This is a genomic window from Burkholderia sp. BCC1047 (assembly GCF_902833155.1).
GTDB lineage: Bacteria > Pseudomonadota > Gammaproteobacteria > Burkholderiales > Burkholderiaceae > Burkholderia > Burkholderia sola.
On the sequence record NZ_CADFEH010000032.1, the window covers coordinates 1 to 15027 of the forward strand.

A 15027-nucleotide genomic window follows, 5' to 3' on the forward strand; every position below is an offset into this window, starting at 1 on the left:
CTTGGCGAGTTGGCAGCATCACTACAACTGGCATCGAGCTCATAGCGCCATCGGCGGCATTGCGCCGATGGCGAGACTTCCTGCGTCGAGAAACAACCTCTTGACGCTTCACAGCTAGCCGTTCCTTTCACTCGGAGCGGCAATAACCCGTCATACCGCCTCTGGCCGTCGAAATGCGCACGGACCCGCGCGGAGCAGGGTTGCAAGAGTCTACGGAGGAGCCGAAAAAGAAAAAGCCCCGCAAGTCCAAGAACTTGCGGGGCTTTGTCACCGCTTTTGGCGGAGACGGAGGGATTCGAACCCTCGATCCAGGTTTTGGCCCAGATGCTCCCTTAGCAGGGGAGTGCCTTCGACCTCTCGGCCACGTCTCCCAAACTTTCGCTCGCACCAGGGAGGCAGTGCGACGAGAACGAAATAATATAGGGTTTCGAACCGCGCGTCAATTTCCGTGACGCATTTTCTTCAATGCATCACGAAAAATTCACGACGCCTGGTCGAGTTCGAACACCTTGTGCAGCGCGCGGACGGCCAGCTCCATGTACTTTTCGTCGATCAGCACCGAAATCTTGATTTCGGACGTCGAGATCATCTGGATGTTGATGCCCTCTTCCGACAGCGTGCGGAACATCTTGCTCGCGACGCCCACGTGCGAACGCATGCCGACGCCGACGACCGACACCTTCGACACCTTCGGGTCGCCCTGCACGCGCTCGGCGCTCACATGGCCCTGCACCTGGTTGGTGAGGATGTCCATCGCCTTCTGGTAGTCGCCGCGACCGACCGTGAACGTGAAGTCGGTTTTGCCTTCGACGCTCTGGTTCTGGATGATCATGTCGACGTCGACGTTCGCATCGGCCACCGGGCCGAGGATCTGATATGCGATGCCCGGCTTGTCGGGCACGCCCATCACCGCAATGCGTGCTTCGTCGCGCTGGAACGCGATGCCGGAAATGACTGCCTTTTCCATGGTCTCGTCTTCTTCAAAAGTAATCAGGGTGCCCGAGCGCATTTCTTCGTCGAGCGCAATCAGCGGATCGGTCAGGCTCGACAGCACACGCGTCTTCACCTGGTATTTGCCGGCGAATTCGACCGAGCGGATCTGCAGGACCTTCGAGCCGAGGCTGGCCATTTCCAGCATCTCCTCGAACGTCACGCGATCGAGGCGGCGCGCCTCTTCGACGACGCGCGGATCGGTCGTGTAGACGCCGTCGACGTCGGTATAGATCAGGCACTCTTCGGCGCCCAGCGCAGCGGCCACCGCCACCGCCGACGTGTCCGAGCCGCCGCGGCCCAGCGTCGTGATGTGACCGTCCGGATCGACGCCCTGGAAGCCCGTGATGATCACGACCTTGCGGGCGTTCAGGTCGGCCTTCACGCGCTCGTCGTCGATCGAGTGAATGCGTGCCTTCGTAAACGCGCTGTCCGTCTTGATCGGCACTTGCCAGCCGGCATAGCTCACGGCCTCGACGCCGATTTCCTGCAGCGCGATCGACAGCAGGCCGACGCTGACCTGCTCGCCGGTCGACGCGATCATGTCGAGCTCACGCGGGCTCGGCTGGCTCGAAATCTCTTTCGCAAGACCGAGCAGACGGTTGGTTTCGCCGGACATCGCCGAAGGCACGACCACCATCTGGTGCCCGGCCTGATGCCATTTTGCGACGCGTTTCGCGACGTTCTTGATGCGCTCGACCGAGCCCATCGAAGTGCCGCCGTATTTGTGTACGATGAGTGCCATTGTCGTTCTGAACTGGAGGAGAAGCCGCACGGGCGCGCTGGGCAGGCCGCGTTGCCGTTCGGTCACGCGGCTTGTGGCTGTGGACGGACGACGAGGGGGACGGCTGGGACGCAACACGCAAGCGTGACGGATTTTGCCCGGAAGGCCGATCAGGCCGCGCAAACCGGGTACGTCACGCGGAAAACCTGCACAAAACGCTCAAAAATCGAGCCGAGCAAACGACCGAGCGTACCCGATAGACGCCCACTTGACAAGCCGCGCGCCGTGTCACCGGCCGTTCCGGCGCTGTTTACCAAATGGTGAAAATGGGCGCGCCATCGCGCCGCCGGCAGCCCGCCGCCGCTATGCGATCAGCAGGTCGGGACGCCATTCGAGCCGGCGCCATGCGGCGGCGCCCAACGTCGCGTCGGCAAGCTCGCCGATGTCGCGATTGACGCCCAGCCGCGGCACGTAGATCAGCCGGTCACCCGAAAACAGCAGCGGCACGTCGCGCTGCCAGGCCGGCACGCCGCGCTCCTGGAACAGGTTCTTCAGCGTCCGGCCGGGCCCGCCCGGCGACGTGCGCATCCGTTCGCCACCGGCCCGCGCGCGCGCCACCAGCCGCGCACCGCGCAGCAGCGCCTCCGGCACCGCATCGGCGCTGCCCGCATCGGCCGGCGCGAACACGAACGTGCCGCGCCATCCCGGCAGGCGCCACACTTCCTGCCCGTCCCACGCGAGTGCCACCTCCGGTTGCGACGTGCCCGTGCCGTGGTCGGCCGACTCGCTGCTGTCGCCCGCTTCCCAGTAGACGACATCGCGATAGAGCCGCAGGCACTGCCCCGCGTGATCGACGCGCAGCGCATGCGCGTCGTGGGCCGCGCGCAGTTGCCGCATCATGTTGGCGAGCCGGGCCGCCGACGCGCCCGGCAAACCGAGCCGGCGCATCCAGAAGCGCAGCAGGTTCGCGCCGCGCGTGTCGTCGAAGCCGATCAGCGCGTCGCGCGACAGCGCCTGACCGTCATCGCGCGCGGCGACGGCAAAATCCAGCTCGGCCAGATCGTCGAGCAGCCGCTGAGCGGCCGCCGCATGCTGGGCCGCGCGACCGAGCGCGTCGCGAAAGCCCGGGAAATGCACGGCCAGCGCCGGCAGCACGTCGACGCGCAGCGCATTGCGCGCATAGCGCGTATCGCCGTTCGATTCGTCGTCGATCCACGCGAGCGCGTGCTGCTCCGCATAGCGCTCAAGTTGTGCGCGCAACAGTCTCAGCAACGGACGCACGCGCTCGATGCTCACGCCGTCGGGACGATAACGCGGGGCCATCGCGGCGAGCCCCGCGATTCCCGCCCCGCGCAACAGTTGCAGCAGCACCGTCTCGGCCTGATCGTCCGCATGTTGCGCGAGCCACAGCGCCGCCACGCCGTGGCGTTCGCCCATCTCGTCGAGCGCCGCGTAGCGACGCTCGCGCGCCGTCGCCTCAATACCGAGCCCGCTGTCGCGCGGCACGTCGACGCGCATCGATTCGAATGCGACACCGAGCCGCGCCGCCTGCCCTTCGGCATGCGCGACCCACGCATCGGCGTTCGCGCTCAGGCCGTGATGCACGTGCAGCGCGACGCAGCGCGACGCGCCCGCGACGCGCACGGCCGCATCGAGCAGCACGGTCGAATCGAGGCCGCCGCTGTACGCGATCGCGATGCGCGCATCCGGCGGCAGGCCGGAAAGCGCAACGCCGACCGCGTCGAGTACGACGCGGTCGGCGGAGAATTCGGTGGGCGGGATCACGAGCGGGACGCGCGCGCAGCGGCGCGCGCATTGAATACACGGCCGGTCATGCGCCCGGCGTGGTTTCCTTGAACTTGCCGTAGGCCATCAGGCGCTCGAAGCGGCGCTCGCGCAGCGCATCGATGCTCATGCCCTGGAACTGGCGCAGCGAATCGGCCAGCGCACGGCGCAGCAGCGCGGCCATGCCCTTCGGATCGCGATGCGCGCCGCCGAGCGGCTCGTTGATGATCTTGTCGATCAGGCCGAGCGCCTTCAGGCGGTGCGCGGTCAGGCCCAGCGCTTCCGCGGCTTCCGGCGCCTTCGCGGCGCTCTTCCACAGGATCGACGCGCAGCCTTCCGGCGAGATCACCGAGTAGGTCGAGAACTGCAGCATCATCACGGTATCGGCCACGGCGATCGCGAGCGCGCCGCCCGAACCGCCCTCGCCGATCACCGTCGTGATGATCGGCGTCTTCAGCTCGGCCATCACGTACAGGTTGCGGCCGATCGCCTCCGACTGGCCGCGCTCTTCCGCGCCGATGCCCGGGTACGCACCCGGCGTGTCGACGAACGTGAAGATCGGCAGCCCGAACTTCTCGGCCAGACGCATCAGGCGTTCGGCCTTCCGATAGCCTTCCGGACGCGGCATCCCGAAGTTGCGCGCGGCGCGCTCCTTCGTGTCGCGACCCTTCTGGTGACCGATCACCATGCACGGATGGCCGCCGAAGCGCGCGAGACCGCCGACGATCGACAGGTCGTCCGCGAACGCGCGATCGCCATGCAGCTCGTGAAAATCGGTAAACAGTTCCGCGACGTAATCGAGCGTGTACGGCCGCTGCGGATGCCGCGCGATCTGCGAAACCTGCCACGGCGACAGGTTCGCGTAGAGGTCTTTCGTCAGTTGCTGGCTTTTCTTCGACAGCCGCTCGATTTCTTCCGAAATATCGACAGCCGAGTCGTCCTGCACGAATCGCAGCTCTTCGATCTTGGCCTCGAGTTCGGCGATCGGCTGTTCGAAATCCAGAAATGTGGTCTTCATGTGTTCGAATCCTTGGGTCTTGCGGCAGCGCGTATTCTACCCGCGCGGGCGATGCTCAAAACCGGCTCTCAACTATTGATGTTTAAAACCCGATAGCCGACACTCAGGCGTCGGCGTCGGGCGCATCGAGGCTGCGCCACATGTACCAGGTCGCGACGGTGCGCCACGGCTCCCAGTTGGCCGCAACCTCGCGCGCCTCGCTGCGCGTGACGGGTTCTCCGCTGAAGTAATTGACGCTGATCGCTCGGATCAGGCCCGGGTCGTCGAGCGGCAGCACGTCCGGCCGCGACAGGTTGAAGATCAGGAACATCTCGGCCGTCCAGCGGCTGATGCCGCGGATCTGCGTGAGTTCCGCGATCACGTCCTCGTCGTCCATCGACATCCATTTGTCGACGTGCAGCGCCCCCGACACGAAATGCTGCGCGAGATCGAGGATGTATTCCGTCTTGCGCTTGGACAACCCGCACGCGATCAGCTTGTCCGCGCCGAGCCGGATCACCGGTTGCGGCGCGAGCTTCGGACAGGCGTCCTCGATGCGCGCCCACAGCGACTGGGCGGACGGCACCGAAATCTGCTGGCCGACGACCGAGCGCGCGAGCGTGACGAACGGGTCGCCGCGCTTCACGAGATGCGCGGGACCGAACTTCGGAATCAGTTTCTTCAGGATCCGGTCACGCTTGACGAGATCCGCGCACGCCTTGTCCCAATAGGCGGGACGCACGACGACCTCCTCGCCGTCCGCTTCGGACGCCCGTGTCTTGCGGGCCGCGTCGGCGGCCGGCAGCGCGGCTGCCGGCTGCGCATGACCGTTCAGCGCGCCGTTCGGCACGGCGCGTGTCGCGTCCGCCTTCGTCGCCGGGACGCGCTTGGCTGCCGGACGCGCGGCGACCGGAGTCGCGCGCCTGACCGGCGCTTTTCTGGCCGTTGCCATCTTGCCTCCTACCTGACGGATCGGTCAGTGGAACGCGCCGCGCTCATACGCGACGCCATTCGGTCGATCCGCCCGGTTTGTCTTCAAGTGCGATGCCGGCTTCGAGCAGTTCCGCCCGGATCCGGTCCGCTTCGGCATAGTCCTTCGCTTGCTTCGCCGCGACGCGCGCGGCGATCTTCGCTTCGATCTCGTCGGCCGCGAGCCCGCCCGCCTGCGCGGCGCCGGACGCCTGCTGCAGGAACGCGCGCGGTTCGCGGCCCAGCAGGCCGAGCAGGCCCGCCAGCTGTTTCAGTTGCCGCGCGAGCGACGCATCGCGCGTGCGGTTGACTTCGCCCGCCAGCTCGAACAGCGTCGCCACCGCGACCGGCGTGTTGAAATCGTCGTTCATCGCGGCCGCGAAACGCTGCGCATGCGGCTCGCTCCAGTCGAGCGGGAGCGTGTCGGGCTCGACATCCTTCAGCGCGGTGTACAGACGCGTGAGCGACGCGCGCGCGTCGTCGAGATGCACGTCGCTGTAATTGAGCGGCGAACGGTAGTGCGTGCGCACGATGAAGAAGCGCATGACTTCCGCGTCGTAACGCTCGAGCACTTCGCGGATCGTGAAGAAGTTGCCGAGCGATTTCGACATCTTCTCGTTGTCGACCTGCACGAAGCCGTTGTGCATCCAGTAATTGACGAACGTCTCGCCGGTCGCGCCTTCGCTCTGCGCGATCTCGTTCTCGTGGTGCGGGAATTGCAGGTCCTGCCCGCCGCCGTGGATGTCGAAATGATTGCCGAGCAGCGAGCAGCCCATCGCCGAGCACTCGATGTGCCAGCCCGGACGCCCCATCCCGTACTTCGACGCCCACGACGCGCCTTCGGGCTCGTCCGCCTTCGCGCGCTTCCACAGCACAAAGTCGAGCGGATCCTGCTTCGCATCGTTCGCGGCGACGCGTTCGCCCGCGCGGAGATCGTCGAGCGACTTGCCCGACAGCTTCCCGTAGTTCGCGAACTTGCGCACCGAGTAATTGACGTCGCCGTCGGTCGCCTGGTACGCGTAGCCGTTCGCCTCGAGCGTCTCGATCATGCCGAGCATCTGCGGGATGAACTGCGTCGCGCGCGGCTCGATGTCGGGCCGCTGGATGCCGAGCGCGGCTTCATCCTCGTGCATCGCGCCGATGAAGCGCTCGGTCAGCGACTTGATCGTCTCGCCGTTCTCGACCGCACGGCGGATGATCTTGTCCTCGATGTCGGTGATGTTGCGCACGTACGTGACCCGATAGCCGATCGCACGCAGCCAGCGCTGGACGAGGTCGAACACGACCAGCATGCGCGCATGGCCCACGTGACAATAGTCGTAGACGGTGATCCCGCATACGTACATCCGCACTTCGCCGGGCTGGCGCGGCACGAAAACTTGCTTGTCACGCGCGAGCGTGTTGTAGATGCGCAGTGATTCCATAGAGATGAACCGTGAGCCGAAGGAAACCGCCCTGGCGAAGCTCGCCCAGCATGTGAAACGGACGGACCATCTGCCGCGGCGCCAGGCCGCGCGTCCTCGATATCACATGGGGCGGTCAGGCTGCAAGCACAGCGGTGACGGCCACGAGAGGCTAAGAAAGACTGTCTGCCGCTCGCCGGAACGCGCAGACGTTTTGTTAGAATGGGTCGGAGTATAACATTCCGATTTACGCCTATGAAACCTCATCGCGGCCGCGCGCCGAGCGCTGCGACCCTCGTTGCGACCACCGTCATGGGCGTCGCGCTGACGCTTTTCGCGGCGCCCGCGGCGCATGCGCAAAAGGCCCCGGCGGTCGCCGACGGCACCCCCGAAGTCGACGCATCGATCGCCGGCAAGCAGTGGAAGCAGGCGCTCGCGCAGCTCGACGCGCGCATCGCGTCGAACCCGCGCGACGTGCAGGCGCAGTTCAAGCGCGGCACCGTGCTGGCCCGCCTGAACCGCGACGACGACGCGATCCAGCAGTTCGTCGCGATCACGCAGGCGTACCCCGAACTGCCCGAGCCGTACAACAATCTCGCGGCGCTCTACGCGAAGCACGGCCGCTACGACGAAGCGCGCACCGCGCTCGTCACCGCGACGCAATCGAACCCGAGCTACTCGCTCGCGTACGAGAACCTCGGCGATCTGTACCTGCGCCTCGCGGCCGAATCGTACAAGCGCGCGCAATCGCTCGGCCGCACGAGCGGCGCGACCGCGCAGCGCCTCGCCGATCTGCAGAAAATCGTGTCGCCGTCGAAAGCCGCGCCGAACGCCCGCGCGACGTCGCCGGCCACGCGCGACTACACCGACCGCGCCGCCGCGAACGTGAGCACCACCACGCTGCCGATGTCGCCGACGTTCCAGTTCAGCGGTCCGTCGGGCGCACTGGCGGCACCGTACGTCGCGCCGTCGAAATAAGCGGCGCGGCCTTCCTTCCCTCCCAACCTGAGGATCGCAATGAAACGTCTGTTGCTGGCGCTTGGCGGCGCCGCCCTTCTCGCGACCGCGCCCGCGTTCGCGCAAACGGCCACCGCGCACCCCGTCGTGCAGCTGAAGACCTCGCAGGGCGACATCCGCGTCGAGCTCTATCCGGAGAAGGCGCCGAAATCCGTCGCCAACTTCCTCGATTACGTGAAGGCCGGCCAGTACAACGGCACGATCTTCCATCGCGTGATCAAGGGCTTCATGATTCAGGGCGGCGGCTACAAGACCAACTTCGAGGAAAAGCCGACCCGCGCGCCGATCCCGCTGGAAAGCCGCAATGGTCTGAAGAACCTGACGGGCACGATCGCGATGGCGCGCACGAGCGATCCGAATTCGGCCACCGCGCAGTTCTTCATCAACACGGTCGACAACGGCGGCCTCGACTACCCGAACCCGGACGGCAACGGCTATGCGGTGTTCGGCAAGGTCGTGTCGGGCCTCGACGTCGTGAAGAAGATCGAAGGCGTGGCGACGACCTCGCGCGGGCCGATGCAGGACGTGCCGGCGCAACCGGTCGTGATCGAATCGGCGAGCATCGTCTCCAAGTAAGCACCTGCCGGCACGTCCGGCGCCACACGCGGCCGCGTCGCACGACCGGCCGCGTGCCATTTAAACCGCCTCACCGAAGGAATTCATCATGGTTGAACTGCATACGAACCACGGCGTGATCAAGCTCGAACTCGACGCCGCGAAGGCACCGAAGACGGTCGAGAACTTCCTGAACTACGTGAAGAAGGGCCATTACGACGGCACCGTGTTCCATCGCGTGATCAACGGCTTCATGATCCAGGGCGGCGGCTTCGAGCCGGGCCTGAAGCAGAAGCCGACCGACGCGCCGATCGACAACGAGGCGAACAACGGCCTGAAGAACGACAACTACACGGTCGCGATGGCGCGCACGAACGATCCGCACTCGGCGACCGCCCAGTTCTTCATCAACGTGAACGACAACGACTTCCTGAACCACTCGTCGCCGACGCCGCAGGGCTGGGGCTACGCTGTGTTCGGCAAGGTCGTCGAAGGCCAGGACGTGGTCGACAAGATCAAGGGCGTCAAGACGGGCAACGCCGGCTTCCATCAGGACGTGCCGACCGACGACGTCGTGATCGAAAAGGCCGTGGTGGTCTGACGCACCAGCCGTTACGGAGGCACTTCGATGTTGCAGGAGAGTCCGCCGCGAAGCGTCTCCGCGGGCGTGCCGGGCGAGCGCGAATACGCGCAAGCCGCACGCCCGTTCCTGTTTCTGTCCGATCTGCACCTGAGCGAGGCGATTCCGAAGACGGTCGCCGCGTTCGAGCATTTCGTGAAATACACCGCCGACAGCGCCGACTCGGTGTTCATCCTCGGCGACCTGTTCGAATACTGGATCGGCGACGACATCCTCGACGACGATCCGTTCGCCGCGCGCATGGCCGCGCTGATGCATACGTTTTCGGAGCGCGGGATCGCGCTCTACGTGATGCACGGCAACCGCGATTTCCTGCTCGGCCGGCGCTTCATGAAGGCCGCCGGCGCGATGCTGTTGCCCGATCCGGCGCTGATCATGGCGTTCGGCCAGCGCATCGTGCTTGCGCACGGCGACGCACAGTGCACGGCCGACCGCGGCTACCAGGTGTTCCGTCGCTTCGCGCGCAACCGCGTCGCGCAATGGCTGTTTCTCGCGTGGCCGTTCCGCTGGCGCCGCGCGCTCGCGCAGCGCATGCGCTCGACCAGCGAAGCGGGCCGGATGCGCCCTGCTTCGGCCGCCTACGACGTCACGCGGGAAGGCGTGGCCGCGCTGTTCCGGAAAAGCCGCGCGAGCGTGATCATTCACGGCCACACGCACCGCCCCGCGCGCCACGCGGAACCGGGCGGGATCCGCTGGGTGCTGCCCGACTGGGATCTCGATCACGGCATGCCGCGCGGCGGCTATCTGCGCGTCGACTCGGAAGGCATCCACGCGATGCCGCTCGACTGACGCCGCCGCTGCCGTCGCACCGACCAGCAGCGATCAGTGCGCGTCGCGTTCGTTACATCTGGCGTTCGACCGTCTTGCCTTCCAGCACCGCCGACAGCCTGCGCAGGTCGAGGCGCGCCGCGTCGGCGCCCTGCAGCGTTTCCAGATGCGTGCCGAGCCGCTCGAGCGCCGCGACGATTTCGTCGACGCGGCGGCTTTCCTTCGCCGCGTGATCGATCAACCCGTGAATCGCGAGCGACATCGGATCGTCCGCGTTCGGCGTGATCCCGTACGCGCAGAACGCCGCGCGCTCGGGCTGCGGCTTCGGCTGCGCCGGCATCACGATGCGCGCCGGATTGCCGACCGCGGTGCCGCCCGCCGGCACCGGCTTGACGACCACCGCGTTCGAGCCGATCTTCGCGCCCGCGCCGACCGTGAAACCGCCGAGCACCTTCGCGCCGGCGCCGACGATCACGCCGGCTTCCAGCGTCGGGTGACGCTTCGCGCCGCGCGTGAGCGACGTGCCGCCCAGCGTCACGCCCTGATAGATCGTGCAGTCGTCGCCGATGATCGCCGTCTCGCCGATCACGACGCCCATGCCGTGATCGATGAACACGCGCCGGCCGATCGTCGCGCCGGGATGGATCTCGATCCCCGTCAGGAACCGGCCGGCCTGCGACGCGAACCGCGCGAGCCAGTAGCGTTTCGCGCGCCAGCAGGCGTGCGCGAAACGGTGCAGCACGAGCGCATGCAGCCCCGGATAACAGGTCAGCACTTCCCACGCACTGCGAGCGGCGGGATCCCGCTCGCGAATCGTTGCAACGTCTTCGCGCAGTCTCGTGAACATGATGTGATCTGGGAAAGGGCCGGCGCGCATCGCCGGCAATGCCGGCCGTTATCGCGCCGGGTCATTTGCTTATGACGTCCGGCGATTGTAGGGCCAGTCGCGCCCGGCCGCACGCGGTCGCGCGTTCACCCCGCCGTCGGCGCGGGTATTCGGCCGGGACGCTTGTTGCGGCGGGGTTTCCGGAGGCGATCGGTCGGGAGAAACAGCCGGTTCGACGTCTCCGGCTGGCCGACGCACGGCCAGCCCGGCCGCATGCGCATCCAGCGGACCGCCCCCGCGCCCGGCAATCGGAGCGCCGGCCGCCTACGCGTCGCCGTCCGGCTTGCCCGACTTCAGCAGGATGTGCTTCGCGACGCCGCGCAGGATGTTGACCTCCTCGCGCTCGAGGCCCGTGCGCGCGAACAGGCGCCGCAGCCGCGGCATCAGCTTCTTCGGATTGCGCGGATCGAGGAAGTCGAGCGCGATCAACGCGTTCTCGAGGTGCACGTACATGCGCTCGATCTCGTCGCTCTGCGCGAGCGTGCCGGCTTCGGCCGGCGGCTGCGCCGACGGCTCGCTCGCCTGCTCGAGAAACGCGACGCGCAACTCGTAAGCGAGCACCTGCACGGCCTGCGCGAGATTCAGCGAACTGTAGGCCGGGTTGGCCGGAATATGCGCGAGCGCGCTGCACTGGTCGACATGCTCGTTCGCGAGACCGGTGCGCTCGTTGCCGAACACGAGCGCGATGTCACCCACGCCGACCTGCGCGCTCGCCTGCGCGGCGGCCGCGCGCGGCGCGAGGCGCGGCGGTCCGTATTCGCGCGTGCGCGCGGTCAGCGCGATCGACCAGTGCACGCCGGACAGCGCTTCGCCGAGCGTCGGCACGACGTGCGCGGACGCGAGGACGTCGTCCGCGCCGCTGGCCATCGCGATCGCCTCGGGATCGCTCTGCACGTGCGGCACGCGCGGCGCGACCAGCACGAGACGCGAGAAGCCCATCGTCTTCAGCGCGCGGGCCGCCGCCCCGACGTTGCCGGGATGGCTCGGCTCGACGAGCACGAAGCGGGTGGACGTGAAGCCGCCGGACGGCGGCGCGGACGAGGCCGCGCCCGATTCGGACGGCGCGGCGGTGTTCTGCGGGGTTTCCACTACGATACGACTCGGTTCATCAGAATGGCCGTATGGTATCGCCATCGCCCGCGCAAACCCACTCGTCCGGACGGCCAGTGGGGGTTTCCCCGCATGCCGGCCGCCTGAAACCGCCGAAAATCGGGTAAAATCATGCCCTTACGCGTTGCGCTCGGCGCAGCGCGGGTCGTACCCCGCTCTTTGTCAATTCGCGTCTCACCTCGCCCCGGCACGCTTGCGCCGTTCCGGGCGGTTGTCCCACTTCGTGGCGGCCCGTGCCGCCGGCTACAGGATCCAGGCTCATGCATCCCATGCTCAACATTGCTGTCAAGGCTGCGCGCCGCGCCGGACAGATCATCAATCGCGCGTCCCTCGATCTCGACCTGATCGAGATCCGCAAGAAGCAGCAGAACGACTTCGTCACCGAAGTGGACAAGGCCGCCGAAGACGCGATCATCGAGACGCTGAAGACCGCCTACCCCGACCACGCGATCCTCGCGGAGGAATCGGGCGAATCGGAGAACGAATCCGAATTCAAGTGGATCATCGATCCGCTCGACGGCACGACCAACTTCATCCACGGCTTCCCGTACTACTGCGTATCGATCGCGCTCGAGCACAAGGGCGTCGTCACGCAGGCCGTCGTCTACGATCCGAACAAGAACGACCTGTTCACGGCCACCCGCGGCCGCGGCGCGTACCTGAACGATCGCCGCATCCGCGTGGGCCGCCGCGACCGCCTGTCGGACGCGCTGGTCGGCACGGGCTTCCCGTTCCGCGAGAAGGACGGCCTCGACGCGTACGCGCGCCTCTTCACCGAAATGACGCAGGCCTGCACGGGCCTGCGCCGCCCGGGCGCAGCGGCACTCGATCTCGCGAACGTCGCGGCCGGCCGCCTCGACGCGTTCTTCGAGCAAGGCATCAACGTGTGGGACATGGCGGCGGGCAGCCTGCTGATCACCGAGGCCGGCGGCCTCGTCGGCAACTACACGGGCGACGCCGATTTCCTGCATCGCCATGAAATCGTCGCCGCGAACCCGAAGATCTACGCACAGATGATTCCGATCCTGAACCGCTACAGCCGCATGCATCCGGCAGCGGAGTAAGCCCGGGCCGCGCCCGCGTGGCGCGGCTTTCGCGCAAGCCGCTCGCGCGACATCGTCGTGATGACGCGCCGAGCGCCCGACACGCGGGACAATCTTCCGTGCACGCGGGCTGCTTCGTGCGCCTATCCTGAAGTTGCTCGAGTGGCGCGTTCGAGCCGGCGTACTGCCGCTCGCACCGCGTGTCCCGCAACGACGGCGTAGGGTTTGCGTCCGGCATGCCCGCGCGGCGAACGACGCCGCCGGCGTGCCGGCCCCGCCTGTATCAACATCGCCACGGCGCCGTGGCAATCGCATCCGAGTCATCATGTTACGGCTAAGCGAAATTAAACTCCCCCTCGACCATCCCGAGAGCGCGCTCGAGGCCGCAATTCGCGCGCGCCTCGCGGAGCTTGGCGTGGCGCCAGACGGGCTGCTCCGTTATACCGTGTTCCGCCGCGCGCACGACGCGCGCAAGCGCGCGGACATCAAGCTCACGTATATCGTCGATATCGAAGTCAGCGACGAAGCGGCCGCGCTCGAGCGCATCGCCGGCAAGCCGCATTGCGGCGTGACGCCCGACATGGCGTACCACTTCGTCACGAAGGCGCCCGAACACGCCGATTTCCTGCGCCCGGTCGTCATCGGCATGGGGCCGTGCGGGCTGTTCGCGGGGCTGATCCTCGCGCAGATGGGGTTCCGTCCGATCATCCTCGAACGCGGCAAGGCCGTGCGCGAGCGCACCAAGGACACCTTCGGCCTGTGGCGCAAGAGCGTGCTCAATCCCGAATCCAACGTGCAGTTCGGCGAAGGCGGCGCGGGCACGTTTTCCGACGGCAAGCTGTACAGCCAGATCAAGGATCCGAACCACTATGGCCGCAAGGTGCTGGACGAATTCGTCAAGGCCGGCGCACCGGAGGACATCCTGTATCTGAGCCGCCCGCACATCGGCACGTTCCGCCTCGTCAGCATGGTGGAAAAAATGCGCGCGTCGATCCACGAGCTCGGCGGCGAAGTGCGTTTCGAAACCCGCGTCGACGACATCGAAATCGACCAGGGCAAGGTGCGCGCGCTCAAGCTGTCGAACGGGGAAACGCTGCGGTGCGACCGCGTGGTGCTGGCCGTGGGCCACAGCGCGCGCGACACGTTCCAGATGCTGCACGACCGCGGCGTCTACATCGAAGCCAAGCCGTTCTCGCTGGGTTTCCGTATCGAGCATCCGCAGGGGCTGATCGATCGCAGCCGCTTCGGCAAGTTCGCGGGCCACAAGCAGCTCGGCGCGGCCGACTACAAGGTGGTTCACCACGCAAGCAACGGGCGCGCGGTCTACAGCTTCTGCATGTGTCCGGGCGGCACGGTGGTCGCCGCGACGTCGGAGCCCGGCCGCGTGGTCACCAACGGGATGAGCCAGTATTCGCGCGCCGAGCGCAATGCAAACGCGGGCATCGTCGTCGGCATCACGCCGGACGACTATCCGGGCGGCCCGCTCGCCGGCATCGCGTTCCAGCGCAAATGGGAAGAACGCGCGTTCGAACTCGGCGGCGGCGATTACCGCGCGCCGGGCCAGCTGGTCGGCGATTTCATCGCGGGCCGGCCGTCGACGTCGCTGGGCTCCGTGGAGCCGTCGTACAAACCGGGCGTGAATCCGACCGATCTCAGCACCGCGCTGCCCGATTACGTGATCGAAGCGATCCGCGAAGCGCTGCCGGAGATCGACAAGAAGATCGCCGGCTTCGCGATGCACGACGCCGTGCTCACCGGCGTGGAGACGCGCACGTCGTCGCCGATCCGGATTCGACGCAAGGACGACTACCAGAGCATGAACGTCGAAGGCCTGTATCCGGCCGGCGAGGGCGCCGGGTATGCGGGCGGCATCTATTCGGCCGCGATCGACGGCATCGAGGTCGCGCAAGCGGTGGCGCTCAGCCTGACGTCGGGGCACGCGTCCTGATCCGCGGCGCGGGGCCGGTACGCGCAGACTCGCAAGCCGGGTGCCGCCGGCCCCGCACCGCTCGTGGCAACGCTTGCGATCGGGAATGACGAAAGGCGCGCGCGGCTGCCGGCCATGCGCCCTTTCTTCGGCGCCTCACGGCAGGCGATCGTGAGCCGGCGCTCGAGGTCGGTTGCCGCTGCACGGCGCCGC

13 protein-coding genes, 1 tRNA gene and 1 pseudogene are annotated in these 15027 nt (G+C 67.0%); 7 read left to right on the top strand and 8 right to left on the bottom strand.

All coding sequences use genetic code 11. From position 1 onward, the window contains the following. Positions 1-118, top strand: a pseudogene (locus HWX55_RS27395) (IS481 family transposase); the annotation flags it as partial. A gap of 159 nt (positions 119-277) precedes the next feature. On the opposite strand, the gene HWX55_RS27400 reads toward HWX55_RS27395, so the two are convergent. The 6 genes from HWX55_RS27400 to cysS all read right to left on the bottom strand — a co-directional run bounded on the left by HWX55_RS27400 (position 278) and on the right by cysS (position 6889). Further along, positions 278-371, bottom strand: a tRNA-Ser gene (locus HWX55_RS27400). 110 nt (positions 372-481) lie between these two features. Next, positions 482-1735, bottom strand: coding sequence for an aspartate kinase (locus HWX55_RS27405; RefSeq protein WP_050012969.1), 1254 nt, complete (start codon positions 1733-1735; stop codon positions 482-484). A gap of 342 nt (positions 1736-2077) precedes the next feature. Further along, on the bottom strand, positions 2078-3499 hold the full coding sequence (gene tilS / locus HWX55_RS27410) for a tRNA lysidine(34) synthetase TilS (protein ID WP_175977989.1): 1422 nt from the start codon (positions 3497-3499) through the stop codon (positions 2078-2080). A 46-nt stretch (positions 3500-3545) separates the two neighbouring features. Then, a complete protein-coding gene (locus tag HWX55_RS27415) occupies positions 3546-4517 on the bottom strand; it encodes an acetyl-CoA carboxylase carboxyltransferase subunit alpha (RefSeq protein WP_006478433.1) in 972 nt (323 codons plus the stop codon). Between the two features lie 103 nt (positions 4518-4620). Continuing rightward, on the bottom strand, positions 4621-5448 hold the full coding sequence (locus tag HWX55_RS27420; protein ID WP_050012971.1) for a DNA-3-methyladenine glycosylase: 828 nt from the start codon (positions 5446-5448) through the stop codon (positions 4621-4623). A 43-nt stretch (positions 5449-5491) separates the two neighbouring features. After that, positions 5492-6889: a cysteine--tRNA ligase gene (cysS, locus tag HWX55_RS27425; RefSeq protein WP_175977990.1), complete on the bottom strand. Its 1398-nt coding sequence runs from the start codon at positions 6887-6889 to the stop codon at positions 5492-5494. 234 nt (positions 6890-7123) lie between these two features. Between cysS and HWX55_RS27430 the strand changes: the two genes are divergently transcribed. The 4 genes from HWX55_RS27430 (at position 7124) to HWX55_RS27445 (ending at position 9869) form a co-directional block, all read left to right on the top strand. Continuing rightward, a complete protein-coding gene (locus tag HWX55_RS27430; RefSeq protein WP_175977991.1) occupies positions 7124-7846 on the top strand; it encodes a tetratricopeptide repeat protein in 723 nt (240 codons plus the stop codon). 39 nt (positions 7847-7885) lie between these two features. Continuing rightward, positions 7886-8461 carry a peptidylprolyl isomerase gene (locus HWX55_RS27435; protein WP_006478429.1) on the top strand — a complete coding sequence of 192 codons (576 nt, stop codon included), beginning with the start codon at positions 7886-7888 and terminating at the stop codon, positions 8459-8461. An 88-nt stretch (positions 8462-8549) separates the two neighbouring features. Beyond that, a complete protein-coding gene (locus HWX55_RS27440; protein WP_006478428.1) occupies positions 8550-9041 on the top strand; it encodes a peptidylprolyl isomerase in 492 nt (163 codons plus the stop codon). Between the two features lie 27 nt (positions 9042-9068). Continuing rightward, positions 9069-9869, top strand: coding sequence for a UDP-2,3-diacylglucosamine diphosphatase (locus HWX55_RS27445; protein ID WP_175977992.1), 801 nt, complete (start codon positions 9069-9071; stop codon positions 9867-9869). A 52-nt stretch (positions 9870-9921) separates the two neighbouring features. On the opposite strand, the gene cysE is transcribed toward HWX55_RS27445, so the two are convergent. Together cysE and HWX55_RS27455 are read right to left on the bottom strand one after the other, a co-directional pair. Next, positions 9922-10695 (bottom strand): serine O-acetyltransferase, encoded by a 774-nt coding sequence (gene cysE / locus HWX55_RS27450; RefSeq protein WP_027784824.1) that lies wholly within the window; start codon positions 10693-10695, stop codon positions 9922-9924. A gap of 303 nt (positions 10696-10998) precedes the next feature. Beyond that, positions 10999-11823, bottom strand: a complete 825-nt coding sequence (locus tag HWX55_RS27455) for an RNA methyltransferase (RefSeq protein ID WP_050012976.1) — start codon at positions 11821-11823, stop codon at positions 10999-11001. A 281-nt stretch (positions 11824-12104) separates the two neighbouring features. Here HWX55_RS27455 and HWX55_RS27460 point away from each other — a divergent pair, with 281 nt between their 5' ends. Both HWX55_RS27460 and HWX55_RS27465 read left to right on the top strand, forming a co-directional pair. After that, entirely contained in the window at positions 12105-12908 is an 804-nt protein-coding gene (locus tag HWX55_RS27460) for an inositol monophosphatase family protein (RefSeq protein WP_050012977.1), read from the top strand. Between the two features lie 304 nt (positions 12909-13212). Then, complete coding sequence (locus tag HWX55_RS27465) at positions 13213-14835, top strand: NAD(P)/FAD-dependent oxidoreductase (RefSeq protein ID WP_175977994.1); 1623 nt, start codon at positions 13213-13215, stop codon at positions 14833-14835. The last annotated feature ends 192 nt before the right edge of the window (positions 14836-15027 follow it).